Source organism: Paenibacillus sp. J22P277 (assembly GCF_059383675.1).
In genome coordinates this window covers 1-26,221 of the sequence record NZ_JBXENS010000001.1, presented here as the reverse complement: position 1 = coordinate 26,221, position 26,221 = coordinate 1, and the positions used below count along the sequence as shown (strand labels likewise).

The 26,221-nt window shown below is 51.6% G+C and carries 23 protein-coding genes and 1 pseudogene; 15 read left to right on the top strand and 9 right to left on the bottom strand.

Annotated elements, in window-relative coordinates; translation table 11 throughout:
* Nucleotides 1–3: 3 nt before the first annotated feature.
* Complete coding sequence (locus AC50YL_RS00120; protein WP_494828327.1) at nt 4–591, bottom strand: CGNR zinc finger domain-containing protein; 588 nt, start codon at nt 589–591, stop codon at nt 4–6.
* Nucleotides 592–728: 137 nt separating this feature from the next.
* Nucleotides 729–1,037 carry an ArsR/SmtB family transcription factor gene (locus tag AC50YL_RS00115; protein ID WP_494828325.1) on the bottom strand — a complete coding sequence of 103 codons (309 nt, stop codon included), beginning with the start codon at nt 1,035–1,037 and terminating at the stop codon, nt 729–731.
* 465 nt (nt 1,038–1,502) lie between these two features.
* Here AC50YL_RS00115 and AC50YL_RS00110 point away from each other — a divergent pair, with 465 nt between their 5' ends.
* Genes AC50YL_RS00110 through AC50YL_RS00095 form a run of 4 tightly spaced genes read left to right on the top strand, consistent with a single transcriptional unit; the run spans nt 1,503 to nt 5,234 of the window.
* Nucleotides 1,503–2,948, top strand: a complete 1,446-nt coding sequence (locus AC50YL_RS00110; protein ID WP_494828323.1) for a spore germination protein — start codon at nt 1,503–1,505, stop codon at nt 2,946–2,948.
* Nucleotides 2,945–3,622, top strand: coding sequence for a Ger(x)C family spore germination protein (locus AC50YL_RS00105; RefSeq protein ID WP_494828321.1), 678 nt, complete (start codon nt 2,945–2,947; stop codon nt 3,620–3,622). The genes AC50YL_RS00110 and AC50YL_RS00105 overlap by 4 nt, the downstream gene beginning before the upstream one ends.
* 3 nt (nt 3,623–3,625) lie before the next feature.
* Nucleotides 3,626–4,108: a Ger(x)C family spore germination C-terminal domain-containing protein gene (locus tag AC50YL_RS00100; RefSeq protein WP_494829741.1), complete on the top strand. Its 483-nt coding sequence runs from the start codon at nt 3,626–3,628 to the stop codon at nt 4,106–4,108.
* Nucleotides 4,109–4,148: 40 nt separating this feature from the next.
* Nucleotides 4,149–5,234, top strand: a complete 1,086-nt coding sequence (locus tag AC50YL_RS00095; protein WP_494828319.1) for a GerAB/ArcD/ProY family transporter — start codon at nt 4,149–4,151, stop codon at nt 5,232–5,234.
* 250 nt (nt 5,235–5,484) lie between these two features.
* Here AC50YL_RS00095 and AC50YL_RS00090 read toward each other — a convergent pair whose 3' ends face one another.
* From AC50YL_RS00090 to AC50YL_RS00070, 5 genes and pseudogenes are all read right to left on the bottom strand, one after another.
* Nucleotides 5,485–5,994: a C40 family peptidase gene (locus AC50YL_RS00090; RefSeq protein ID WP_494828317.1), complete on the bottom strand. Its 510-nt coding sequence runs from the start codon at nt 5,992–5,994 to the stop codon at nt 5,485–5,487.
* Nucleotides 5,995–6,437: 443 nt separating this feature from the next.
* Nucleotides 6,438–6,731: pseudogene (locus AC50YL_RS00085) on the bottom strand (manganese catalase family protein); the annotation flags it as partial.
* Nucleotides 6,732–6,924: 193 nt separating this feature from the next.
* Entirely contained in the window at nt 6,925–8,037 is a 1,113-nt protein-coding gene (locus AC50YL_RS00080) for a Ger(x)C family spore germination protein (RefSeq protein ID WP_494828315.1), read from the bottom strand.
* Complete coding sequence (locus AC50YL_RS00075; protein ID WP_494828313.1) at nt 8,030–9,121, bottom strand: GerAB/ArcD/ProY family transporter; 1,092 nt, start codon at nt 9,119–9,121, stop codon at nt 8,030–8,032. Before AC50YL_RS00075 ends, AC50YL_RS00080 begins: the two co-directional genes overlap by 8 nt.
* A gap of 15 nt (nt 9,122–9,136) precedes the next feature.
* Entirely contained in the window at nt 9,137–10,546 is a 1,410-nt protein-coding gene (locus tag AC50YL_RS00070) for a spore germination protein (protein WP_494828311.1), read from the bottom strand.
* A gap of 416 nt (nt 10,547–10,962) precedes the next feature.
* On the opposite strand from AC50YL_RS00070, the gene AC50YL_RS00065 reads away from it, so the two are divergent.
* The 3 genes from AC50YL_RS00065 to AC50YL_RS00055 are packed head-to-tail and all read left to right on the top strand — an operon-like array spanning nt 10,963 to nt 14,605.
* Nucleotides 10,963–12,420, top strand: a complete 1,458-nt coding sequence (locus AC50YL_RS00065; RefSeq protein ID WP_494828309.1) for a spore germination protein — start codon at nt 10,963–10,965, stop codon at nt 12,418–12,420.
* A 47-nt stretch (nt 12,421–12,467) separates the two neighbouring features.
* Nucleotides 12,468–13,532 (top strand): GerAB/ArcD/ProY family transporter, encoded by a 1,065-nt coding sequence (locus AC50YL_RS00060; protein WP_494828307.1) that lies wholly within the window; start codon nt 12,468–12,470, stop codon nt 13,530–13,532.
* The gene (locus AC50YL_RS00055; protein WP_494828305.1) at nt 13,529–14,605 is read left to right on the top strand and encodes a Ger(x)C family spore germination protein; all 1,077 of its coding nucleotides are present in this window, start codon (nt 13,529–13,531) and stop codon (nt 14,603–14,605) included. The genes AC50YL_RS00060 and AC50YL_RS00055 overlap by 4 nt, the downstream gene beginning before the upstream one ends.
* 38 nt (nt 14,606–14,643) lie before the next feature.
* On the opposite strand, the gene AC50YL_RS00050 is transcribed toward AC50YL_RS00055, so the two are convergent.
* Entirely contained in the window at nt 14,644–16,803 is a 2,160-nt protein-coding gene (locus AC50YL_RS00050) for a heavy metal translocating P-type ATPase (protein WP_494828303.1), read from the bottom strand.
* A gap of 280 nt (nt 16,804–17,083) precedes the next feature.
* On the opposite strand from AC50YL_RS00050, the gene AC50YL_RS00045 reads away from it, so the two are divergent.
* From AC50YL_RS00045 to AC50YL_RS00020, 6 genes are all read left to right on the top strand, one after another.
* A complete protein-coding gene (locus AC50YL_RS00045) occupies nt 17,084–17,452 on the top strand; it encodes an ArsR/SmtB family transcription factor (protein ID WP_494828301.1) in 369 nt (122 codons plus the stop codon).
* A gap of 435 nt (nt 17,453–17,887) precedes the next feature.
* Complete coding sequence (locus AC50YL_RS00040; RefSeq protein ID WP_494828299.1) at nt 17,888–19,516, top strand: YhgE/Pip domain-containing protein; 1,629 nt, start codon at nt 17,888–17,890, stop codon at nt 19,514–19,516.
* 41 nt (nt 19,517–19,557) lie between these two features.
* The gene (locus AC50YL_RS00035) at nt 19,558–20,121 is read left to right on the top strand and encodes an NAD(P)H-dependent oxidoreductase (protein ID WP_494828298.1); all 564 of its coding nucleotides are present in this window, start codon (nt 19,558–19,560) and stop codon (nt 20,119–20,121) included.
* A gap of 186 nt (nt 20,122–20,307) precedes the next feature.
* Complete coding sequence (locus AC50YL_RS00030; RefSeq protein WP_494828297.1) at nt 20,308–20,763, top strand: DinB family protein; 456 nt, start codon at nt 20,308–20,310, stop codon at nt 20,761–20,763.
* A 250-nt stretch (nt 20,764–21,013) separates the two neighbouring features.
* On the top strand, nt 21,014–21,592 hold the full coding sequence (locus AC50YL_RS00025) for a uridine kinase family protein (protein WP_494828296.1): 579 nt from the start codon (nt 21,014–21,016) through the stop codon (nt 21,590–21,592).
* Nucleotides 21,593–21,730: 138 nt separating this feature from the next.
* On the top strand, nt 21,731–22,300 hold the full coding sequence (locus tag AC50YL_RS00020) for a dihydrofolate reductase family protein (protein ID WP_494828294.1): 570 nt from the start codon (nt 21,731–21,733) through the stop codon (nt 22,298–22,300).
* 815 nt (nt 22,301–23,115) lie between these two features.
* Here the strand turns inward: AC50YL_RS00020 and msrA are convergent.
* Entirely contained in the window at nt 23,116–23,751 is a 636-nt protein-coding gene (gene msrA / locus AC50YL_RS00015) for a peptide-methionine (S)-S-oxide reductase MsrA (protein ID WP_494828293.1), read from the bottom strand.
* 540 nt (nt 23,752–24,291) lie between these two features.
* Here msrA and AC50YL_RS00010 point away from each other — a divergent pair.
* Together AC50YL_RS00010 and AC50YL_RS00005 are read left to right on the top strand one after the other, a co-directional pair.
* Nucleotides 24,292–24,537 (top strand): hypothetical protein, encoded by a 246-nt coding sequence (locus AC50YL_RS00010; RefSeq protein ID WP_494828292.1) that lies wholly within the window; start codon nt 24,292–24,294, stop codon nt 24,535–24,537.
* A 517-nt stretch (nt 24,538–25,054) separates the two neighbouring features.
* The gene (locus tag AC50YL_RS00005; RefSeq protein ID WP_494828290.1) at nt 25,055–25,972 is read left to right on the top strand and encodes a phosphotriesterase family protein; all 918 of its coding nucleotides are present in this window, start codon (nt 25,055–25,057) and stop codon (nt 25,970–25,972) included.
* Nucleotides 25,973–26,221 lie beyond the last annotated feature (249 nt).

The following is a 26,221-nucleotide window of genomic DNA, read 5'->3' as shown; positions in this document are numbered from 1 at the left end:
ACGTCAGCTGCCGCTCTTCCGGCGATGGTAATGCTGATTCGCCTTCATGCGGTTGCCGCATCTGTCCATGCTGCACCAGCGGCGCTGCTGATTCCGGCTCGTATCGTAGAAGTGGAGAATGCAGGTCTCGCTCTCGCATTTCTTTAGATTGTCCGGCTTGAAGGAGACGAAGAACAGCGCGGCTTCCTCCAGGAACAGCGCAGGCAACTGCGATACGTCATAATGGCGCACGGCCGCAATGCCTGATTCGGTCGCGTCAAGCTGGTAATAGCTGCGATAGCCGGACAGCTCTTCGTTCAGCGCGGCGATGAACGGGGCCGGGAGCGTCCGCTCGCTCTCGATCGCGGCGAAAGCTTCCTCCACCTTGCCCCGGAAGGAGATAATGCGCCGAAGCAGGTCCGCTCGTTCTTCGGCCGGGAGCGCGTCGCGGCTCCCCGTGACGACGCGGGCCTTGCCGGCTTGCTCCAGCCACCGCATCAGCCCCTCCCAGGAGGTCAGCAGCTCGGTGCGTTCGCCTTTGATCATTTTCCGCGTATTCACGAAATCCGCAGTGAACTGATTGCCGATAAATAGGAATTCGGACGATTCCATAGCGGTTCATCTCCATCGATTGAATTCGGATCCCTGGTCGGATCAGGATTTGATTATCTCCTATTTTAACTGTCTAAATCGATGTTTACAAGTTATATAATTTCCAATATCGAAGAGGCGTCTGCGTGAGGCCGTGATCACGGAATCGAAATGCCGTCCGCGAGATGTTTAATCTCCGAGAGCTTGTCGAGGTAAGCGCGCAGCGTATCCGCTTGAAGCTCGAGGCTCATGAATTTGCCCTCGCGGATGCTGCGGATCAATTCCGCGGTTTCAAGCTCTTTCAGATGATGGGAGATGGTCGCGGCGCTGACGTTGTGATACTCGTGCAGCACGCTGCAGGGAAGCGGCTCCTTGGCGGCGCCGATCTCCCGCAGCATCCGGTAGCGCCGCGGCTCGGCAAGCGCGCGCGAAATCCTGGAAAATTGCTGATCGGTTAACGTTGTCATGGAAGCATGGGCTCCTTTCATTAATCGCGGCGACGGAGGATTAATCGATCCCTTATCATTTCATAGTTATATATGTATCATATTATAGACCGTGCAGGAAAGCGCCGCAAGCGAGCGGAAAGCGCTATTGGATGTGGAGTCAACTTATGTGAACGGACATGTTCTCTTTGTGTGTGACGTCATAAGTTTTGAGAAGATAATCAAAATCTAATGAAAAGAATTTCATGGATACTGAGAAAATAGCTGGATCCGCGGTATTCCCGCAATGGCGCTGCCAAAGATGGTACGGGGGCGCCCCTTTAAAGGATTCGACTCGTTGCATTTCCGCTCCAGCGGATGCGGCAGCCGGGCCGCAATGAGGCTTAATCGCAAATGCAAGCAATTAAAGAATAATATTCCTGTATTAAGATAAACTATTGCTTGTGTATCGATTTATACACTTTTTCATGAAAGTTGAGAACAATCATGAATATTGGCGCAGACCTCAAAGAGAATGAACAAGTGTTCAAGGACATATTTCAGAATTGTTCGGATGTCAAATTTCGTGAAATTCCAATCCAAGACCAGCCCAAGCTGCTCATGATATACACGGACGGCATGGTCAATACGGATATCATATTGTCGCACGTTCTCAAGCCGCTCCTTTTTAATGGGCTGCCGAGAGGCTTGGGAGCGCTGGACAGCATTGTCCAGATGTTCAATCGGGAGCTCTTCACCATCCTGCAGACGATGAAGCTGTCCGATACGACAGCTATTGCCGAGTTGATTTTAAAGGGACACCTCGCGCTGCTGATCGACGGGGAGCCGCACGCGCTTATCGCCGATATCCAGCGTTTCGAAACCCGCAGCATCGAAGAGCCTACCGAAGAATCCACTCTCCGGGGCTCCAAGGAAAGCTTCACCGAAAACCTTCGAACGAATACCACCATGATTCGCCGCATACTCGGGACGCCGAAGCTGAAGATGGAATCGCTTAAAATCGGCAGCCTGTCGCAGACGGAAATCGTCATCACCTATATTGAAGGCAAGGTCTCTACCGACGTCCTGAAGACTGTGCGCGAGCGGATCGGCAAAATCGAGTTGGAGGGCATTCTCGAGTCCGGATACATCGAGGAATCGATCGAGGACTTTCATTTCACCCCCTTTCAGCAGATGGGCAACACGGAACGTCCCGACGTCGTAGCGGCTGAATTGCTTGAGGGTAAAGTAGCCATTATCACCAATGGCTCTCCGTTCGTCATTATCGCCCCTGTCACGTTCTGGGGCGGTCTGCAGGCGCCCGATGATTATTACGAGCGGTTCTTGTTCGTTGATTTCAGCCGCTGGATCCGCTTCGTGTTCATTCTCTTCTCGGTGCTCTTTCCGTCCTTGTATATTGCGCTGACCAACTATCATCAGGAAATGGTGCCGCTCAAGCTGATGACTACGATCGCGATGCTGCGGGAGAAATCGCCGTTCCCGACCGTCATTGAAGTGCTGTTGATGGAGCTAATGTTCGAGGGGCTGCGCGAAGCGGGCATCCGCCTGCCGATGCAGATCGGCCCGCTCGTCACCGTCGCCGGGGCGCTCGTCATCGGCGAAGCTGCCGTCCGCGCCGGCATCATCTCGGCGCCGATCGTCATCGTCGTAGCGGCTGCCGGCATCGCCTCCTTCGTTATTCCACGCTACCGCGCCGGCTATCCGCTGCGGATGCTCCGGTTTCCGCTGCTCGTTTTGTCCGGCCTATTCGGCCTGTTCGGGATGGCCGTCGGGATCATTGCGATCCTGATTCATATGATCCATCTAAGCTCCTTCGGGACCCCGTATTTCAGCCCGGTGGCGCCGCTCGCTTCCCGCAGGCTTAAAGATATCCTGGTGCGGAAGCCGCGCAAGCTTGTCAAAAAATCCGATCCAGAGGCTGAGCCTTCATGAAGAGGGCGGGCAAGCTCATGCTGGCGCTGCTGCTGATCGTGCCGCTAACCGCCTGCTGGAATCTCGAGGAACCCGACGAGCAGGCTTTCGTCCTCGGATCCGGACTCGATTATACGAAGGAAGGGGAGGTCATGCTCAGCTCCCAGATCGTCGTTCCTTCGGGCATCGGGAGCTCGCAAGACGGCGGCGGCAACCAGAAGCCAAACAGCTTCCGCATGATGAAGGCAACCGGCAAGAACGTGTACGATGCGGTGGAAAATCTCCAGAAGCAAATTTCGCGGACGCTCTTCTTCGGCCACCGACAGACCATTATTATCGGTCACCGGATGGCTGTCCATGGCATCGGCAGCTTTATGGACATTTTCATCCGCAACCCGCAAGCGGAGCTGCGCTCCTCGATATTCGTGGTGAAAAACTCCGACGCGAAGGACATCTTTACCATTACGCCGATCTTCGACCCCATCATTACGCCGACTCTATCGCGGGAGATCAGGTCGATGGGCTTGAAGCCTTACTATTTCCGCAATTTTCTGGCGGAATCGATGAGCGAGTCGAAGCTGCCGCTGGTGCCGCTGATCAGCATGAATAAAATGCATAAGTACGTGTATGCGGGAGGAGCCATTTTAAACAAGGATGACAACCTGAAGCTTATCGGGTTCCTGAACGCCAGATAAGCGCTGTATGCCAACTGGATACTCGGCAACCTGAACCGAATCGCCATCACCGCCCTCGTCAAGAAGGGAGACGGCACCGTCAGCGTGAAGCTCCAGACGCTGAATCATAAGGTTCGCGTGAAACCTTCGGGCTCGCAGATCAACGTCGAAGTCCATTTAACCGGGAAAGGGACAATCGTCGAAAACAACTCTAACCTTGATCCGACTAAGCGGATGGATCTCGTGACGATTCAAAAGGCGCTCGGCGAGGCGACTCGGACGTCAATCGTCGAGATGATCGATAAGGTGCAGAAGCGGTACAAGGCGGATATATTCGCGTTCGGGGAAAGTTTCCATCGGCAGCAGCCCGTTCAGTGGAAAACAATCAGGCCAAAGTGGAAGGAAGCCTTTCCCCGGCTTCATATCACCGTGAAGGTGGACATTCAATGCAAGGACCCGGGCCAGTCCAGCTCTTCGTTGATGAAATCATTTCAAAAGCCGGGTTAAAAGCCCGGGCTGCCGGCCGGACAGGAGGGATTAACGGCTTATGAAGCTGACTGGAATTCAAGTCGTGTGGATCGTCGCGACCGCCGAATTGGTCATGGAGGTCTGGCTCCGAATATCGCCCGCTATCGAATTTGCCAAGCAGGACGCCTGGATGTCGATGCTGCTCGCCGGCCTGATCGGCATCGTCTTGACCTTCCTGGCCGTTCGCGTCAGCATGTTCCATCCCGGTCAGACCCTGGTCAAATACAGCCAGAAGCTGCTCGGGAAGGGGTTCGGCAGAGCGATCGTTCTGCCGTACTTTGCGGCATGGTATATGCTATCGATCGACGTGCTCCGCTCCTTCGCCGATTTTATCCACCTGATCCTGCTCGATCAGACGCCCGTATGGCTGATCGAGCTGCTCATGGTGGTGTTGATGGCTTATATTACCTTTTCTGGCGGCATTACATCGATCGGCCGGTTTTGCGAGATCGCTGGCCCCGTCACCGTCATCACCATGTTCTTCACCTTCGTTTTAAATGCGGGCAATGTGGATTGGAGCCAGCTGACGCCGGTATTCAACGACATAGGCTGGGAGCAAGTCGCGAAGGCTTCGGTCGCTCCCGGTTCCTTCTTCGGGGAGACATTCATGCTGTTATCGGTCATTGCGTTCATGAATAAGCCGGAAAAGGCGATGTCGAAATCGATGATTGGCCTGTTTATTACCATTGTCGGCGTGTTCGCCGCAACCTTTATGGTTTTGCTCATTTTCGGCCCCAATTTGTCCGCCGGGTTCAAGTTTCCGTATTTTATGATCGTACGGTCCATCAGCATTTTAGATTTTATCCAGAACGTCGATATTTTCGTCATCTACATTTGGATTTTCGGCGTGTTTGCGAAGCTGTCGCTTTATTTGTTCCTGACCAGCTACGAAATGTCGAACTGGTTCAATATTAAGGATTGGCGGAAAATGATTTTGTTCGGTGCGCCGCTCATATTTATCTCGGCGATTATGGTTCCGAATCAGACATGGATTCTGATGTTTCAGAAATTATGGCAGAACGCGATTATCCCCTTTTGCGGAATCGGGGTTCCCCTTCTGCTGTGGATTCTGTCGGCCGCGAGAAAAAAATCCGTGCAAGTGTAAACGCCGCTGCCGGAAGCGGGTGTTTGGCTGTTAGTTATAAAATTGGACAGAGGTACCGACTCGAGAACCGATTTTTTAACATTCGTTGTTCGGAATTTCGATCGCGAACAGAAAGCGCTAATGGATGTGGAGTCACAAAAATCGCTAGAAAATAAAGATCCCCCATGGAAGACAATGACGACTTCGGGCTAGCCCGAAGTCGTCATTGTCTTATCCTTGAAGGGATTGTTAGCGTGCGGGGTGAATGTGCCTATTTAATTACGCGTCGTGCCGTTAAGTAGTGAGAATTCCAATAGGAGTTAAGCGTAGTGATTCTCACGCCGCCAGCACCGTATGTGTTTAACATTTTGTTACTTCCAAGGTAAATGCCTACATGACCGACTCCAGATCTGCCCGGGACGGAGAAAAATAGCAGGTCGCCTTTCTTGCGATTGCTTTTTGAAACATAACTGCCGACTTTCGCTTGCTGAGCAGCTGTTCGCGGCAGGGTAATGCCGTATTTCCCGAAAACGTATTTCGTAAATGACGAGCAGTCGAAGTTGCGTGTTTGTCCAACTTTAGCACCGAATTTATATGGCGTGCCTAGATATCTTTTCCCTAAAGAGATAATGCTGTCGGCTTTCGTAGCAGCAGACATCGCACTAATACTAGTAGCGGCATGAGTGGTATGGGGACTAGTGATTACCCCTCCGGAAATAGCAACTGTTGCTCCAATCGTAATCATCGCCAAGAGCTTCGTCCATCTAAGATGTAATTTCATGCTGTTGTTCTCCTCCTTGAGTTGAGCACTGGATCATCGCCTGGTCAAGTATAGCAGACCGGAAGTCGCCTATAATTTGCTAGAAGAGGAGTAAACCATTGGCTGATAAGGGAATGGCCTGTTTTATTAGAAAACAATGAGAATCTTTATCGAATTCTTTCTTGACGTATCTTCGGTAGAGTGCCATAGCTACGACCGGTACCTGTGCTTGCGTCTTTCTTCTGAACATCGGATACAGTCATCGGAAGAAATTGTGTCGCTAAAGGAGCCAAATGCGCGCTCGCGAGGGATGAAAACGTGGATACGATTAATTTTGAGCAGGCGGATTTTCGGAGTGGTCCTAAGGAGCTCATAGAAATAAAACGACCGCCACATGGCTAATGCATGTAGGCGGTCGTCTTGGCGGAAAACTAGCTGCTTCGGGAGCTGACTCAATTTTAGCCTCAGTAGGCTTTTCGCGTGCCGTTATTTTCCTTCAGCATTTCGACGGCTTCGCGAAACCGCTGGCCATGCACGATTTCCCGCTCGCGCAGAAATTTGAGCCCGTCGTTGAGATCCGGATCGTCGCTTAGATCGATAATGTATTGATAGGTCGCGCGCGCTTTCTCTTCCGCCGCGATATCCTCGTAAAGGTCGGCAATCGGATCTCCTTTCCCCGCGATATAGGAAGCGTTGAACGGAATGCCGCCGGCGTTCTCGTAATAAAGAGCGCTGCCATGATCGTAATGGGGCTCGAGATCGCCTTCAATCAGATCCCTCCGGTCGACCACCGGAAATTCGAATTGTTCGAGGAGAAGGACGCCATCGGCGCGACCAGCGGAAACTCGAATCAAGTCCGCGAAAATCGCGGGCTTTTTTAATTCGATGAGACTGTCGAGACGCTGGTCGGCGGATGTTTTGGACTGGGAGGATCGGGGGCGGCAGACCGAATCATTTCATTTTGCCGACGTTCTTGATCGTCATCTTAACCTTGCACCGCACGTCGATTTGCGGGTACAATTCGCGCCAATCCGTTCGCTTCCAATCGGTATAGCTCATGCCGTTGCGCACGTAGGCGCCGATGCCCACGCCGTCGGCTCCTGCGTGCTGCATTTTCTTCATCATTAATTCCGCCTGCCCGGACACATACGCCTCGATTTTCCGTTCCAGCTTTCTCAGGTCCTTCGCGTTGCCGAGCTTGAGACCGCCGACGTATTCCAGCACCGTCCCGCTCAATTTCACGCGCACGGTAACGGTCGTGCCGGATCCTGATCCACTGATCTTCACGCTGCGCTGGCTGACAAGGGACGTGATCATGACCGCTTCCCTCGGCGTTCCTTTCTGCTGCAGGTCGATGCCGAATTCGCCCTGCTTGAATCTGCCGCGCATGAACGCGAAGATCATCGCGTCCTGGGGCGGCAGACGATCGACGTAACGGTCGTCCCGGAACAAAGCGATGCCGTCGACGACGATATTCTCGCCGGATTTGCGGATCATCGGCGCGACGGGATCGATGCCGTCGTCGTAATAGTCCCTCACGAATTGATGCAGGGTAGTCTTTGGAATCGCATGCGTGCTGGCCTCTTTCTCGAGCAGCCGTTCGATGTACCGGTCCGTGCGCGGATGCTGGCTGTAACGCTGGTTAAGCAGCTGCTCCGCGTCGCCGTTCACGACGGCGATCTTCATCAGCGGCGAGATGGCCGGATCGCGGATTTGCGTGTCGAGCTGATTCCCGATGCCGGCTTCGACGAACGATCGACCGAGCAGCGTGACGCGCAGCTGCCCGCTGACCAACTGCAGGCTGGTTTCGCGGGACATTTTGATCCGGGCTTGCTTGCTCGTCGGCGCCGTCGTGCTGAGCACTTCCCGCTTCTCGTTAGACTCGGCTTCCAGTCGCGGAATGGCGACGGCGATCTTCAATTCTCCGTTCGGCATCAGATCGTAGCTGGTCGACTGGATGAAGCCGATCCGCTCCAGGATGCGCTGGTCGCCGCAGCCCCCTAGCCCGAAAGCGGCGAAGAGCAAGAGCAGCATCGGCAACCGCCTCCAGAAGGCGTTACGCATGGACGGGGGCCTCCTTGTCTTTGCGGATCAGGAGCAGCGCGATCAGAAACAGGGGCAAGCCGAACGCGATGCCGATCTCGGCGATGCCGAACCAGGTCAGCCATTCGTTCACCTCGGCCAAGGTGTCGGGCATGAGGCCGACGAAGAAGGTGCCGGCGATCAGCGCGATGCCTCTGTACGACGGCTTAAGCTTCGGAAACAGCCTGCCGGTCGTTTCGTTCGCGGACCAATAGTACATGGCCATCGTGGCAAGCATCGTGAAGAGCAGCAGGCCGTACAGCATGTTTTCGATCCGTTCGATGAACGGAAACTTGATATAGGCGAACATGTCGATCAGCGGGAACTGCATTTCTCGCAGCTCGCCGATTCCGAAGAAGCCGAACACCAGAAAGCTGACATAGATATAGCTGGAGAATACGAGCACGTTAGCCCAGAGGGCGAGCTTCATCAGCTTCGCGGACCGTTCGGCGTATCCGAACAGCAGCATCACGAGCTCGTAGCCGAGAAAGGCCGTATAGATCCCCGTCATGCCGAGCGGGTCGAAATCGCCTTCCCGGAAGAAGAAGGGCGTCAGCCGGCTCCAGCTGAATTCATGATAGAACATGCAGGAGAACGGATACATCCAGACCGTCAAGTAGAAGAAGATCGTGCTTGCCTTCGATATCGTATAGATGCCTTTGATAAACAGCGAATAGGCGAGCAAGTCGATGACGATCTTGAACCAGACGGGGTTGGTCGTCGGGAACGCGATCATTTGAAAGATGAGCACGTACTCCATGGAGACGAGGCAGGCCAGCATGCTCCATATGATCGTCAGCAGGAGATACAAAGGCGAGAGCAGCAGAAGGGGCAGCCGCTGCTCCATGATTTCGAAGATGGATTTTCCCCGGCCCATCCGGTAGACCAGCCCGATCAACAGCAGATTCGCCGTGACGATGACGCCGTAGAACGGAAGGGCGAGCCATCCGTTGATTCCGAACGTTTGGGCAAGGATCTGCCCGAGGGACAAGATGACGACGCCCGTTTGCGTCATGTAGATCAGGACCAGGATATGGAAGGGAGCAAGCTTTTCCTTGACCGCCATCAAAATGACCACGTCCTATTTTTTCATTTTCATGCGGGCCGGATTCGGACTCTTGGCTTGCGAGGGCCGGGTCTTCAGCAGCTTGAACGGTGCCCGGATGAACACGTCCGCCCAATCGCTCGGTTTATGCGGCGCGACCGGCGTCATGTAGGAGGAACCGAGGCTCGTTAGATGGGATAAATGGATGATCAGGTAGGCGACTCCTATGGTAATGCCGAGGTTGCCCCAGATGCCCGCCAGAATAATCAGGCCGAAGCGGATCAGGCGAATGGAAGCGCTCATGATATAGCTCGGCATGACGAAGGACGAGATCGCGGAGGAAGCCACTACGATGATGAGAATGTTGCTCGTGAAGCCGGCTTGGACGGCGGCCTGGCCGATGACGATACCGCCGACAATGCCGATCGTTTGCCCGATTTTGGTCGGGAGCCGGGCGCCGGCTTCGCGGAGCAGCTCGATGACAAGCTCCATGAGCAACGCCTCGTATACCGGGGGAAACGGCACCCGGCTGCGCGATTCAGACAGCGTCAAAAGCAGGTTCTGCGGGATCATCTCGTAATGGAAGGTCGTGACCGACACGTAGAAGCATGTAAATAGAATCGTGACCGCAAACGAGAAGAATCGCAGCGCACGCGTCGCCGTGCCGAGCGACCAACGCTGATAATAATCGTCGGAGGACGTGAAAAACTCGAAAAACGACGTAGGCGCACTGAAGGCGGACGGACTGCCGTCCATAATGCCGACGACGCGGCCCGCGGTAAGCTTGGAGGCGATCGCATCCGGGCGTTCCGTGGTGAAGAATTGCGGGAAAATGGAGCTCGGCCTGTCGTCGATCAGCTGGACGAGCATGTTCGTGTCATGGACGGCATCAATCTCGATTCCCCGAATCCGACGGCTCAATTCATCGACATGGGACATATTGACGATGTCCGCGATGTAGAGCATGAATACATCCGTTTTGGAGATTTCACCCACCTGCATACGCACGCATTTAAGATGAGAGCTCTTAATTCTTCGTCGAATGAGGGATAACGTATCGCCCACCGGCTCGCTGAATGCATCGTGCGGTCCGGTAATCGTCGTTTCGCTCTCCGATTGGCTGATGGATCTGCCTTTCGGGTTGTACATGTCCATGACATAAGCTTGCTCCCGAAAAAACAGCACGACGGCGCCGGACAAAATTTCAATGACGATTTCTTTTTCCTCGTCTTTTCGCGCAAGGGCCAACCGTTCCAGCATGGATTGCAGCTCGCGCTCCGATGCCGAAAGGATTGGCCCTAAAACCTCGCGGTACAGCTTGTCGCTGTCAATCATATGAGCGAAGTAGAGCAGGTCGATATGAAGGTCGGGAAACGTTTGGTGGGTGAAATCCGCGCAGTCGTAGAATTGCTCAAGCGTATGGGACAATTGCTTCTGCTGGTTCATATGCACACCCTATGTTGTCGATAATTGGTATGCTTTCAGCTTTTCCCCAAGCGGATAATTTATACGAAATTACATCGGATCGAGCTCAAGTTCCGCTTTTGGAAAACGCAGGGTTTGGATACGAAGATAAAGCAATGTCGATAGATTTGGGGTGGCAAATGCTTGCGGAAAAGCCGTGTAGGGAGATTATAAACTTGGATTCGGACCACTCGCCGTTCTTTTCGCATCTGGAAGCGTAATAACATAGGGCAAGCGGTGTGCAGCTCGGCTTGTTGCACCCGGCGAGCGAACTGCCAACGATGTATCGGCTCGGGCAGCGCAACCGAACAAACGGAGCTAGCAAGCAGGCAATTTGTATAATTATCCCTTGACGGAGACACAATGAACGGTAATCAAGACCGAAAGAGGGATGAGGAGTGAGCGCAGCCCAGCGGGTATGGCAGGAGCTTCAAGAATCGGCGGATTTCGTAGTCTACGAACATGATATGAACGGCGTTCCGCTGATCATCGGCTACATTAAAACGATCACGGAGACGGAAGTCCTGCAGCGTCATATTCTGAGCTATTTGAAAGACGATGCGGCTCTGACCTTCGAGAAATTATACCAGCTTATCCCCGTGGCGGAAAAAGAGCGATCCGAGGATTGGACCTACATTCGCGACAAAATTTATCGCGGCTATGTCGCGATTCGATACGGACATGAAAACCGCCCGTGCATGCTGATCAATGCCGCCGCATCGAAGGGGCGCAGCGTCACGATTCCCGAAGTCGAATTCACCGTAGAAGGGCCCAAGCAAGCCTTCGTGGAGTCGCTGGACATCAATCTGCATTTGATCCGCAAACAGGTTCCTTATCCCGACTTACGGATCAAAGAGTTCACGATCGGGACGATCTCCAAATCGAGAGTCGCGGTCGTGTACATAGAGGGAATCACGAACGAACAATATTTGAACACCTGCATGCAGCGCATCCGGGATATCCGATTCGATCAAATCACCGACACGACGCTGCTGCAGCAAATGATTGAAGATCATCCGAACTCCATCTTTCCGCAGACCATCGGCACCGAACGACCCGACTACGTGGCTTGGGCCGTCTCCTCGGGACAAATTTGCATCCTCAAGGACGGATCCCCGACCGCGGTGTTCGCGCCGGTCAATCTGTGGCTGTTTTTTATTACGTACGAAGACTATTACTTGCCGTGGATCGTCGCTTCCCTGCTCCGTATGATCCGGATGTGCTCCGTGCTATTTTCCGTTTATGCCTCGCCGCTATATGTGGCGGTCATCACGTATCACGGTCAAGGCATATCGAATGTGTTTTTGCCGACGATCGTGTCTTCGAGGATCAACGTGCCGTTTCCTCCGGTCGTGGAAGTGCTCATCATGGAGCTCGTCATCGAACTGCTGCGGGAAGCCGGCGCCCGGCTTCCTTCGAAGATCGGACAGACGATCGGCATCGTCGGAGGCATCGTGCTCGGGACGGCAGCCGTGGAAGCCGCGCTAACAAGTAATTTTTTGTTGATCATCGTCGCGCTGTCGGCGCTCGCTTCTTTTACGACGCCGATTTTCCGCATGAGCGCCACCATACGCATACTTCGGTTTCCGTTCATCATCGCCGCGCAAATCTGGGGTTTGCTCGGAATCGTCATCTGTACGCTCGCGCTAATTGCGCATCTGCTGCGATTGACGTCGCTCGGGATGCCTTATCTAGTACCGCTCTACCCGTTCCGCTCGCCCGACTTGTACGATACGGTGATTCGTCCGCCTTATTCCAAGTTTCAACATCGCTTCAGCTTCTTCCGGTCGCCGACCCCCGTCAGATTCGAACGAAAGAAGAAAAAGGCTCCGGCTAAAAAAGACATTGACGATTGAACCCGCTTGGAGAGTGAGAAAAGACGACTACCGCAGCGTCTTCGAGATTGACCATATCGTCTTTTCTCGTTTTCGTGCTGATTCATGCCATGCAGTTCGGTCCCGAGTATCTGTCCATGTCGATTACCCCGATACAATGGGCGGGTCAAGACGTCTGGATATCGGTCTTGATTTGCAGCCTCGTCTTTCATGTCATCATTTGGATGATGTACCAGATCCTCAACCGCAGCGGAACGGAGCTGATCGATCTTCATCATCAGCTATTCGGGCGATGGGCGGGCGGAGGGCTTAATCTAGTCTTTGTCGTTTATTTCCTGCTTCTGGCAAGCTTGCAAATGCGGCTGTTTATCGAGGTTATTCAAGTCTGGCTGTTCCCTGATCTGGCGACATGGCCGTTGGCCTTGGTTATGCTGCTGCTGGTGTATTACATCGTGGCCGGCGGTTTTCGGGTGATCGTGGGTATTTGCCTGTTTAGCTTGATTCGCTATATCACTATCTTGGCGATGTTTTTCCCAGCCAAGTATTTTCATTTCAGCAACTTGTCGCCGATACTCGACCATTCGCCGAAGGAGCTCTTCGAAGCGGGTAAGGCGCTGACCTTTCCTTACATCGGCGTGGAGGCGATCTTCTTCTGCTACAGCTTCGTGAAGACGCCGGAAGCGTCGCAAAAATGGGCGCACTGGGCGAATGCGCTGACGACCGTGTCGTATCTCTGCATTCTTTTTTTCTCTTTGTTGCTCTTCACGCCCGAACAATTATCGAATGAAATTTGGCCCCAATTAACCAAATACAAATTCATTCAATTTCCGTTTATCGACAGATTCGAATATATCGGCGCGGTATCCCAGATTTTATGGATCGTTCCGATCGTCTGCTTCTCTCTATGGGTTGCAAGCCGAATCGGCAAAGCGATGTTCACGGTCAGACAGATCACGATGCTGCCGATTTTATTGCTGATCGTGTTTGCCGCCATCTGTATGATGCCAGGCCGCAGCCGCGTAGAAGACGTTCAAGCGCTGTTAGCCCAATTTGGCTTGTACATGATTTATGCATACATCCCGTTGCTCTATCTTGTCGTGATGGTCCGATCGAAGGCGAGGCGAACCGCATGAAGCGTATGTTGAGCGTGATACTCCTGCTCTGTTTCCCCTTATCGGGATGCGTGAAGCAAAACATCTTAGAGAAAACCAACATCTCGTTCGTCTGCGCGTTCGATGAAGCCCCCGACGATCAAATCGAATTAACAGTGGCGCCGCCAACGTTTCAAGCGGGCAAGCCCGGTACGGTCTCCAATCTCTTGCTCTCCAAGGTAGGACATACCAGTCGCAATATCGCGGAATTAATGAACATGCAATTAAATCAGCCTATCAAGACCGGTAAAATCGCGGTGGTCTTGTTCGACCAAGCTGTAGCCGCAAATGGATTGGCGGATGAGATAGACGTGATTTTGCGAGACGCGCTCAGTTCGCGCAATATGTACCCAGCCGTCGTCGACGGGAAAGCAAAGGAGCTTCTGCATGCGAATTTCGGTTCCAATGTGGAGAAGGGGATGTATTTGTTCAATCTGCTCGATATGAACGTGCGGTCCGGCTTGGTTCCCCGGCAAAATCTGAACGATTTCGAGTACGCGTATTTGGGCAAAGGGAGGGATCCCCTTTTGCCGGTGCTTGCTTTGCAAAACGGTCAAATCGCAATTACGGGCTTGGCATTATTCAAGGATGACCGCCAAGTCGCGGAGCTGAACGTGAAGCAGATGCAAGTCATCAAGCTGCTAATCGATAACACGAGGTACGGCGTGCTGGAAACCAAACTCGAGAACGGCACGTACGCCGCCGTGAGAAACTTCGGTTCACGCGTGAAATATCGGATCGGACACGATTCGAAGGGGCAGATGATCTCGATAAGGCTTCGTTTTAACGGCGAAATTATCGATACGAAAGGCGTTCGGCTGACGAGCCGGGAGCAGCGGCGAATTGTCGACAGCTTGGAGAAGGAGTTGAGCGCGACTGGCACGGCGCTTCTCGCGCAATTCCAGCGAGAAGGGATAGATCCGCTCGGACTGGGCGATTTCGCTAGAAGCAAAACGCGCAACTGGAACGAAGCGGCGTGGATGCGGAACTATCGGACGATGACCGTTAGCTTGAAGGTTCAGGTCAAGCTGGAGGAAACGGGCATCCGCAAATAAGGACATGGGTTTAAAAGCCGCATAAATTGCGGCTTTTTTCATTTGGTTTTCTTAGCGATTAATACCGTCAAGCTAACCAAAGTTACAAAAATGGTCGCGCCCATGTCCGATAAAATGGCAAACCATAGTGTCAATAAGCCGGGAATCGTTAGCAATAAGGCGACGAGCTTTAATCCGAGCGCAACGATGATATTGAATCGGATAATGGAATTAACGCGCTTAGCGACGGAAATCGCCTCTGGAAGCTTACCGAGATGATCCTGCATCAATACGATGTCCGCGGTTTCAATTGCGCTATCCGTTCCTTTGCCCATCGCGATTCCAAGCTGCGCGGAGGCCAAAGCCGGGGCGTCATTAATACCGTCGCCAATCATGGCCACTGTTCCTTTTTGCGCGAGCTCCTTAATTTTATTCACTTTATCCTCGGGGAGCAGATCTCCAAAGAACGAAGTGACGCCGACGATGCCGGCAACCTTTTCCGCAGTTTTCCGGTGGTCCCCCGTCAACATCACGGTGTTCCGTATGCCGGCTTTATGAAGCTCGGCAATGACGCTTTTGCTTTCTTGCCGGATTTCGTCGGCGATACCGAACATTCCGAGAATCCGTTCTTCGTCTGCCACAAGCACAAGCGTAAGACCTTGATTCTTTAATTCCTTGATGCGTTCGTCGACATCGCTTGGAATGGAGAGATGTTCCATGCCCTTCTCATTGCCGAGCCAATATTGAACGCCATTAACGCGGGCTACGAGTCCTAATCCTGAAACGGTTTGAATATCGTCCGGATCGGGGATATCGATCCCAAGTTCTTCGATCTTTTTAATGATCGCTTTTGCCAAGGGATGGGAAGAAGACTTTTCAATCGATCCTGCAACGGTGAAGAACCGCTCCTTATCGTATTCGACGACTTGTTCGACATGCGGTTCGCCTTTGGTTAATGTCCCTGTTTTATCGAATGCCAACGTATCGATTTTGCCGAGCTGCTCCAGAAACACGCCGCCCTTTACCAAAATCCCGTTGCGCGCATTTCGCGTTATCCCTGATACGATCGCAATCGGAGAGGAAAGAATAAGGGCGCATGGACAACCCACGATTAAGACCGCGAGGCCTTGGTACACCGACTTGCTCCAATCTGCGCCAAGCAGGAGAGGGGGGACCAGGATGACGAGGGCAGCTGCGATCATAATGAGCGGCGTATAGTACCGGGCGAATTTATTAATGAACAGCTCCGTTGGCGTTTTGGTCTCCTGAGCTTCTTCCACCAAATGCAAGATTTTTGCCAAAGATGAATCTTCGTATGCTTTTTCGATTCGAATGCGGAGAACGCCTTCGTTATTCATGCTCCCGCCAAACACGGGCTCTCCGGCCGATTTCTCGACAGGCAGCGATTCGCCCGTAATTGCGGACTCGTTTACGGAACTTTTCCCGTCCTCGACCATTCCATCGGAAGGGATTTTCTCGCCAGGCTTGACGACCACCAAGTCTCCGACCAAGAGCGAAGCGATCTCGACGATTTTTTCCGCGCCGTTCTCAATCTTCACGGCTTCTTTCGGCGCCACCTTAAGCAAGGTCTCCATGGACCTGCGGGCTTTCTCCATACCGAGTCCTTCGAGCACTTCATTCAGCCCGAATAGGATAGCAACGAGCGTCGCTTCTTTCCATTCTCCGATGGCAACCGCGCCAATCAGCGCTATCGTCATGAGCGTATCGATGTTAAAGCGAAGCGCTATCAAATTTCGGAGGCCTCTTAGAAAGGTCGAGTAGCCGCTTAATACGATCGCCGCTATAAATAGCCCGATTTGAACGGCTTCAGATAATTGACTTTCTAAAATAAACGCGGCTGCATAAACGATCGCCGATATAACGAGCAGTATTATCATACGCTTTGCATGTCCGTGCTCATGATCGTGCGAGTGTCCATCGGCGTGGTCATGATTATGGTGCTTATGATCGTGTCCTTCGTGACTGGCGTGGCCATTTTCGTGCACGTGTTCGTGATTGTCATGATTGCGGTCGACGTAGGCATGGTCGGATTTTAGAATTTTCTCGACATCGGCAAGTACGACTCGGGGATCTAATTTCAGTTTGCCCGAATTATAACTAAGCGTCGCTGTTTCGCCATAGGCTAATTTCTGAATTTGCTGCTCGAGCTCAAGCGTGCAGTTGCCGCATGAAAGGCCTTTTATGCGGTATTCGATCATGGGCGATCCTTCTTTCAAGTGATATATGAGTACTTATTCATATGATATGTTTATTTCATTTTTATGTCAAACCCATTTTGCCGAGATCCAAATACTTTAGAGGCTTTCCAAATGGCCTGGGGAGGGGTTTTATTGCATCGGCTATTCATCTATGGCATCGCACTTTTGCTTGCGATCGCAAGCTATGATATGCAACAACATAAAAAAGCGCGCGTATAAGTTTAATCGTCATTTATGTTATAATGAGGCTTACGAATTCATTTGTGAGCCGGAGGCAAAAGTGGTCGAAAAACTTATACAGGATGCGTGCGATGACAATTGCAGCGGGACAGAGGCAGACGTCAAAATAGTCAAAGCAAGCATGGTGGATGACTCTGCTGCAAGCGAGATGGCGGATCTCTTTAAGACGTTAGGAGATGCGACGAGGGTAAAAATCATTCATGCGCTAAGCTTGAGCGAGCTCTGCGTTCATGATTTAACGCAAGTCTTGGATATGGGACAATCCGCGATCTCCCACCAGCTTCGCTTCTTGAGAAACCTGCGAATTGTCAAACGAAGAAAAGTGGGGAAAACAGTCTTTTACTCGCTGGATGACAGCCATGTTGAACAAATGTTTATCCAAACCCTACAGCATTTGAAACACGATTAAGGACAGGAAACGATGTTCCTCACGCGGGGGATATCGTTTTTTTTTTTGCTCCCTTCCATATCTTTCACGTATGCTCCACGCTGCCCCTGAATTGACTTGCGGATGAAAATCGTATACTATTTCGTTATACACTCGTTGAATGAAATCGAAGAAAAGTGAGGCGAATGCACGGAATAGGATTCCCAGGACGAGCAGGGACATGCAGGCGTGGACCGCAGAGGACAAATTCTTCAAAGTAACAAGCCCATCAGTTGCTTTCGGTCGGCGTCGTCTGCGCGCTGCGTGAGGTTTCCTTCATTAAGGCGGTTGACGTTGAGATTGAGAGTCATATCCGAAACATGTTCGCTTTCTCCATGTCCCAATGGCGAAAGTAATTTCTTTTTCCTATTTTGTTAACCGAACGTAGAATGAATATAGTGGAGGCTCAAACATTTCATGATCAGATTTTTTCGACAAAAGCATCCATATCTTACTGTCTTCCTCGTGTTTCTCGTTGTGCTCGTCCTCGGGCTGGCGCAGCTTGGTTCAAGCGTTAACCCGGTGCCGCGCGACCTGCCCGTGCTGCTCGTGCAGGGCGATGCCGGGACAATGACGCCCGCGGGCGACACGAATTTCGGGCGCGACCTATCGGAGCGCCTGCGGAATGCCGAGCCGCCGGGCGGAGAGGGTCCGGTGCTGATCTGGCACGTCATCTCTTCCGAGGCTGCGGCGATCCAGGCGATGAACCGCGAAGAGGCCTATGCTGCGCTTGTCATTCCGGCGGACTTCTCGAAGAAGCTGTCGAGCCTGCTCTCGCCCGATCCGCAGTCCGCTTCAGCCGTCTTGTACGTTAACCAGGGCATGAATTATAACGGCGCGACGATGGCAAACGGCATCGTGACCCAAATGCTCGGCGGCGCGAACGCGCAGCTTCGCGAACGGCTGCTGGCGCAAGCCGGGCCTGGCGGTACGCTGACGTCAGCGCAGACGGATGCGCTTGCCGAGCCGATCCGGATTTCGAGCCGCAGCGTCAACGCCGTCGGCCCGAACAGCTCGAACGGCAACGCGCCGGTCGTGTTGACCCAGCTCGTCTGGTTCGCGGCGATGGTTTCGACGATGATGCTGTTCGTGGCGGCGAACCGGGCGACCGCAAACGGGTTCCGCCTGCATCGCTTCGGCATCCGCGTATCCCAAATCCTCATGGGCATAGCCGGGTCGGGCGCCGCCGCGCTTAGCATCCTCTGGATCGCCGGCCAATGGTTCGGCCTGCACATTCCGGATTACGCCGGCATCGGCTGGTACCTATTTTTTGTCTGCATCGTGTTCTTCCTGGTCCAGACGACCGTCGTCAGCTGGCTGGGCTTCGTGGGCATGCCGCTCTTCGTGCTGCTCTTCTTTTTCTCGGCACCGTTGCTCGCGCTGCCGCCGGAGCTGCTGCCGGAATTCAGCCGCCGCTTCCTGTACAACTGGCTGCCGCTCCGGTTCGCGGCGGATGGGCTTCGGGATCTGTTTTATTTCAAAGGATTGAATCTGGAAAGTCCGACGCGGACGCTGGCCGCGATTGGCGGCGTTGCCGTCGTCTTGATCCTTTTATCGGTGTTGAAGCGGCACCGGACGGCCGATAACGAAATGGCGAATCAGCTCCCGGCCGCGGAGGTACCCAGCGACTTTTCCCGGGTGGAGGTTGAAGGGAATGCCGGGCGCCAGATGTCTGCGATCGAAGTGAGGGACGGCGGCGGCGAATCGAAGGCTGTAAGCAAGCCGCATGAGGATACGGTGCAGGTACCGGTTAAAGCGTCGGAAGCGAGCGAGTCGGCGGCCCAATTGGCGTTAGAGGAGTCGGCGGCTCACGCGTACTTGCCAATCAAGGATAGCGAATTCCGCAATGCCATTCGAGGGTTTTTAACCCCGCCTCAGCCCGCGAGAGACGATGGGCAGTTCACCGATAAAGAATACCGGAAGGTGCTGTTGAAGCTGAAGGATGCCACGAACAAGGAAGCGGACCAGTTTGAAGGAATGCCCCCCGATAAAGCCTACCGGGAAACGCTAAAGAAATTGACAGGACTCCTGCAGAAAAACGAGTAAGGAAGCGGGTTTGAATAACCATCACGAGAGGAGATCAATCGATGAAAATCTATATTGTTTACGATAGCGAAGCGGGGCATACGGAACAACTGGCCCGTTCCATTGCGAAAGGAGCCCAGAGCGTGGAGGGCACTGAGGTGTTCATCAATCACGTTAAGAAGGCGAACGTCAGGGATCTTGCCGATATGGATGCGATTATCTGGGGATGTCCCGGACACTTCGGCACGATCAGCTCCGGCTTAAAGGAATGGATCGATAAACTCGGGTATTTGTGGGCAAATGGAACGTTAGTGGATAAAATCGGCGCGGTATTTTGTACGACGGCAACCATTCATGGCGGTATCGAAGCGACCTTGCTTAACCTGATTACGCCGATGCTGCATCAAGGCATGATGGTTGTCGGCTTGCCGGCTATGATTCCGGAGAATGCATTGTACGGCAGTTATTATGGAGTCGGAGTGACGTCTCCCGTCGAAGATACCAGCGATGAGCTCATTCAATCGCTCTTCACGAAGGGTCTCGGGCTAGGTGAGGTTCTAGGAAAGCGCGTGGCCGATACTGCAAACACGGTCGCGGCAGGCAAGAAATGTCATGGAACCCTTTGAATAGCCAAAGGCAAGCACCTGCGGTGACATCCTTGCCGGACTTATATCAACGAGAGCGCGGTCCCTTAACATGGATCGCGCTCTATGAGGGTTGAAAATAAAGTTGTGGACGAGCCGCGGACGCGGTAAGCTCTAACGGAGAACAGTAGTTCAAGTCTTCGATGAGACGAAGAGGGGGAAGCCGAAATGAAAACCATCAAGTGCATGATGGACCACCTGTACTGGGCGGACGGACGCATCTTGGACGCGCTCGAGGAGAGCGAGACGAAGAACAAGGATCTTCTGAAGCTGGTTCGGCACGTCGCGGTCGCGGAACGAGTCTGGCTGTCTCGTTTGCTGGGCAAGGGCACCGCGCAATATTCGTTATGGGAGGACGCGGAAGACCTGACGGTCATCCGGACAATGTTCGGAGAAAACGCCGAGCAATATCGCGTCTATATCGATGGGCTCGAGGAATCCGAGTTGGACGAGATGATCGACTATGCGAACCAGAGCGGCGTCCCGTTCCGAACGTCCGTCCGGGATATCCTGTTGCAGGTCCTCTTACATGGGCAATATCACCGCGGACAGATCAACCGGGCACTTCGGGTCGAATCGGCAGAGCCTGTTCAAGTCGATTACATCGCGTTCGCGAGGCTCTAAGCGGGTCTGCTCATCAGTTTTGTTCCGAATGGGATTGGCAATGCATAACGAGTACGATAGTTTCAACGCATCTTGGAGCAGCTTGCCGGTGGCAGTTGCTCCTTTTTTCGTTTCGACAACGGGCAGGATAGTTTGATCGCATATCGAATAATTCCGATGAAGTCATCAAAATGGGGTGATAGGAGTGCTTACGTCGATTAACTGCCTTTTCGAGAAGTTTCTCGAAATATCTGAAGAGAAAAAAACGATCATGATAGGAATCGATGGTGGTGGAGCTTCCGGTAAAAGTACGCTAGCTCAGAAATTCCAAACACTTCAAGAAGGCGTAACAGTCGTTCACTTGGATGATTTTTATCACTTGTCAGCGTATAGAAATCAAATTCTAAATCGAAATGAAATAGGTGGGAATTGGGACTGGAAACGTGTTCTCAATCAGGTTCTGGAGCCATTGAAACGAAATGAGGAAGGTAAATATCAAATTTACGACTGGGATACCGACACTCTAACCGATTGGCATTCAGTACCCGTTGGCGGCATTGTTATTATTGAAGGGTGTTATGCTTTAAGAGAGGAGTTATCTTCTTTGTATGACATTCGAATTTGGGTGGATAGTCCTCGCGAGTTTAGGCTCGAAAGAGGAGTGAGGCGCGATGGCGGAGGAAACCGTGGAATGTGGGAACAGGTATGGTTGCCTGACGAGGATAGATATTTTACCGTCCAAAACCCTGTTGATTCGGCTGATATCATCATCGACGGTACAGGTCATGTTGGTGATCTTAATAAATCTGAAGTCAATGTTTTACGTGCCCCTGAGGGCTGGTTTCAATAATTAACGAACGGGCACGAAAGATTCCCTCTTGAACCTTACGTAACGTAATGATTTATAGTGAACGTAACAGCAGGACAAAACACAGGACAACGGCCAAAAAATCGAACAAGATAATTCGAAATCGGAGGAGAAACGGACATGAGAAAACTCGTATTGTTCATGCATGTGTCGCTGGATGGGTATGCGTCAGATTCAAACGGAGGACTGGATTGGATTCCGTACAACGAGGAGTTAGAGAAATACGCCGAGGAGGTCGTAGCCGAAGTCGGCTCTCCCGTTTACGGACGTACGACGTATCAGTTGATGGAGAGCTACTGGCCCACGGTGCTGGATGATCCGAATGCGTCGAGGCACGGTATGGAGCATGCCAGTTGGCTGCAGGATGTTAAGAAGATCGTCATATCCGGCACGATGGACAAGGCGGAATGGAATAACACGATGCTGATTAAGGACAACATCGCAGCGGAAATCAAGGCGCTCAAGGAGCAGCCTGGCAAAAATCTCGTTATCTTCGGCAGCCCGGGGGCTGCGAAGACGCTGCTTGAGCTCGGCCTGATCGACGAATTCCTGCTGACGATTTGTCCGGTCGTCCTGGGCAGCGGAAAATCGGTATTCGACGGCGGCGTCGAGAAAATCGGGCTCAAGCTGCTGACCAGCCGAACGCTCAAGTCGGGCATTATCGCGACCCGCTATGAGTTAGAGAAATAGTCGCGCCGTATTTATTCGAGTTGATGCGTTAAGCGAACGAGCTTTAGTGCAACAGATCACTGTTTTACATGGAAAAATGGGACGCCAAATGGGGAAACTGAAAAAATAGATTGAAATTAGTCATTCGAGGTGACGTTTTGGGAAATCGCTATCCATGGTTGAACGTTACCTTTATGTCCTGCTTTTTATTCTTTGTTCTCTATGTATTTACATTTTTAATCACAGGGACAAGTTATAACCTATTCTCCTTAGTGCCAGCGGATCAGTCCCGAGGGTTCTCTTCGATTTATTACGGTGTTTCATTCTCAGTACTACCTTATCTCCCAACGGGATTTTTACTGTATTCGTATGTCAAACGGTGGCCACTCATTTTGGCAATCCATGCGAGCGCAATTGGTTTTCTACTGGAGAAGGGAGTATTTGTCTATCTAGGGACATTGTTAGGAACAGGTTATCCGTGGTATGGACGAAATTTTCCCTCAAGTGGACATGCTGTACTTTGTGAGGAATTGCCGATGTTCTGTGGTTCTTACACATGGAACTACTACATTTTGGGAACAACTACAGCATTTGCGGCTTCCTATTTAGGCACCTTCATCCTAAGCCTGAAAATGAAAGCGCACGGGAGAGGTGAATTCGAATAGCCTCTTTATGTGCCAAATAACGGTTTCGCAGTCGCACCTCGACGCGAAACGTGTTCGCCAAGATTGATCATGAAAGCCCTGTATCTGCCGCGATTTGGCGTCGGATCCGGGGCTTTTTGCTGTTTCGGTTAAGGCCTTGTCAAGCGTTAATATTGCCGAATGTTCGCGCAATCACCATCTGATACGTTGGATAAGATGGAGCATAGTTCCTTTTTCCTCCTCGCTGATCGGCCATGTACGGATTTCGTCTAGGATGGTATGCAGATTGGTATACCCTTTGGCCAGACCGTTCAGCCTTGCTGCCAAGGTTGCATTCGTCAGCTCTTGAGGGGACGGAAAAAGGTTGCTCAGCTCTTCGATCGCATTAGGATAGCGTTTCAAATAATATTTCTGATGCCGATCCTCGGCAGGGTAGAAACGGCTGAAGGGAGCAATCTCGGTGTCGGGCTTTCTTTTTCCTTGTTCTTCCAATCTTTGTATGACTTTTTGGATTACGTTTAGCTGCGTTTGGTCACGATACAACACCAAGGATTGATACTGACGGCCTTTATATTCGTTGATATTGAAAGGATTGTGGTTACTCCAAAATACATCCAGAACGTTCTCCAATGATAGGATCCGGGTATCATAATCCATTTCGACCGTTTCCGTATGATCTCCAAGCTGCCGATAAGTAGGATGATCCAAGGTTCCTCCGGCATAGCCAACGCGGGTTCTTATGATTCCTTTTATTTGTCCGAACAACGCGTCAGGACTCCAAAAACATCCCATCCCAAGCGTCACCGTGCTTATGTTATCGTAATTCATCAAAGTCACCTCGTTTCGTGTATTCGTCAATCGATGCCGCCAGCCGTTTCCATGGCATTTTGTCGAGCGGAGTCGTTTGGACTTTCGATTAGGTTGCTTTGTCTTTAACATGACAAACGGCACCTCTTGACTCGATATCGCGTAGTTTGGCGGAATTCAGCGCCGAATATTCCGATATAATACCAGCTACGGCTGAATATCCTAATTCCAATCGGTTAGGCAGGTGCGGAGCGGTGGCGAAAAAGGCGTTTCCACGGCGGGCAGCGAATTTCTTATTTGCGGTATCATTTAGCTATTAAGTCTTAAGGGGGGATCGGGATTCGTTTTATTATTTTCTTACTACTTTGTTGTCTTATAAGTGGATGTAGTGGCGTTAAGCAGACGGATGTCAAAATCAACTCCATACCTTATGATTTTACTGAACCCGCACAGTTTCCATTTGAAATTAATGAGGTCCATACTGAAATTGAAATCGACACACTGCACCAATTTATATTTTATTATAAAAATAAGCAGACTGCCCAAGAAATAAGATACATTTTGAGCAAGGTTATTATTGGTGAACCTGCAACGTTTCCGGATAGGGAAAAAATGCAGTCGTTGCAGCTCGAAAACGGGAAATATGCTTATTATAAAGAAGATGAAAATAGTCAGTCGATATGGTGGGAAAGTGAGAATGGTTTTATGGCTCGTTTTGTGTATTACATAAATGGCAATATGGAGCCGTTAGGCGAAAACAAACTCACTCAAAATGAACTAATAAATTTAGTTAATCAAGTTGAGTAGCAGGTTGTTAAGGCGATTCGGCGTTTAACTAACGGGACACGATGGTTCAACGCATCTTGGAGCAGCTTGACGGTGGCAGTTGCTCCTTTTCCGTTACGCAAACGGACAGGATACAAGCTTAGGAACAGAACGAGAGGTGACCGCTTATAGTCGGGAATTATAACGTTCATACAAGATTCGGACTTTCATAGAAAATAAAGCTAAGTCGATTCAGAGGACGCCTATCCATTACGGTATTGTCGTTCGATTCGACCGACAGCTCTTGCAAGAAGTAACGATCCGTTATAAATATTTAGGTTTGACCAAAGAAAATCATATTATTAGATGGTTCGGATATTGAACGTCTCACTATTGATCAGGGAAAAACAGCATTCTGTTAAAAGGAAATAAACCATTAGACTGAAAATAAAGTATTAGACTGTGTACGGCGGTATTAAGCTAACAGGTAGGATCGTTCAATGATTTCGCGAATACAGTGAAATGCAAGTAGCCAGATTCACGAAAAGGGGTGCTGTTGTTGCTGCAAACGGTTTCAGGTTTAATTAATGCCCAGGAAGCAGGACGAATTTTGGAACATGAGCATGTGCTCGTAGGGTTTGTGGAAGACGGGAAGCTTACCCCGGCGATGTATGACCGTGACGAGGTGGTCACGTCCATCCTTCCATATTTGTTGAAGTTGAAGGAAGCGGGATGCAGCACCATGGTAGACTGTGCGCCGGAGTACTTAGGACGGGACCCTTACATTCTAAGGCGGCTGTCGGATCTTTCTGGTGTCCATCTAATTACGAACACCGGATTCTACAAGAAGCCGTATCTGCCTTCTTTCGCTTATGAGAGTTCAGAACGGGACTTGGCCGATATATGGATTCGGGAAGCTCGGGACGGCATCGGAGAGAGCGAGGTGCGTCCGGGTTTTATCAAAATCGCGCTTAATGATGGACCGGTAATCGACGATATGCAGTTGAAGATCCTTCGTGCCGCGCTACGAACCTCACTGGAAACCGGTCTGCCGATTCAGTGTCATACGATAGGCCATGATATCGCTTTGCACGCCTACGAGATCATGAAACTAGCGCAGTTTGACCAGGAACGGTTCATTTGGGTGCATGCACAAACATTCAAAGTAACTGATGTATACAAGCGGCTTGCGGAGGCAGGAGGTTGGATTTCCATCGACTCCATAATGCCGGGGACGTATGAGGAGCATGTGGATTTGCTTGGTCAGCTGCGGGGCTGCGGCATTGGTGACCGATTGCTGTTGTCTCAGGATACCGGATGGTACAGTGTAGGACAGTATAAAGGCGGCAATTTGCGTCCTTATCATCACTTATTTACCGACTTTTTCCCTGTAGCAGCGGCCGGCGGTCTCGAATCGCACTGGCTGGAACAATGCGTTACGAGCCATGCCTTTCAAGCAATGAGTAAGCGAACCTAACAATAATGGATCTACCGTTTGTGAATGGTGTAGTTTGGACACTTGTTTGAAGAGCTTGCTATACGGCGGCTCTTCTTTCGTTTGTTCAGGGACGGGCAGGATTGCGCAACAATTAAAGACACGAAGGCAGACGATCAGTGAACTGCACCCCGTCAAGTAGACAGTGGAAATAATATAAGTAACTAGGCGGCCTTGTTCCGGTATTCCATCGGACTAAGGCCGTTTAGTTTTGCTTGCAATCGGTCGTTA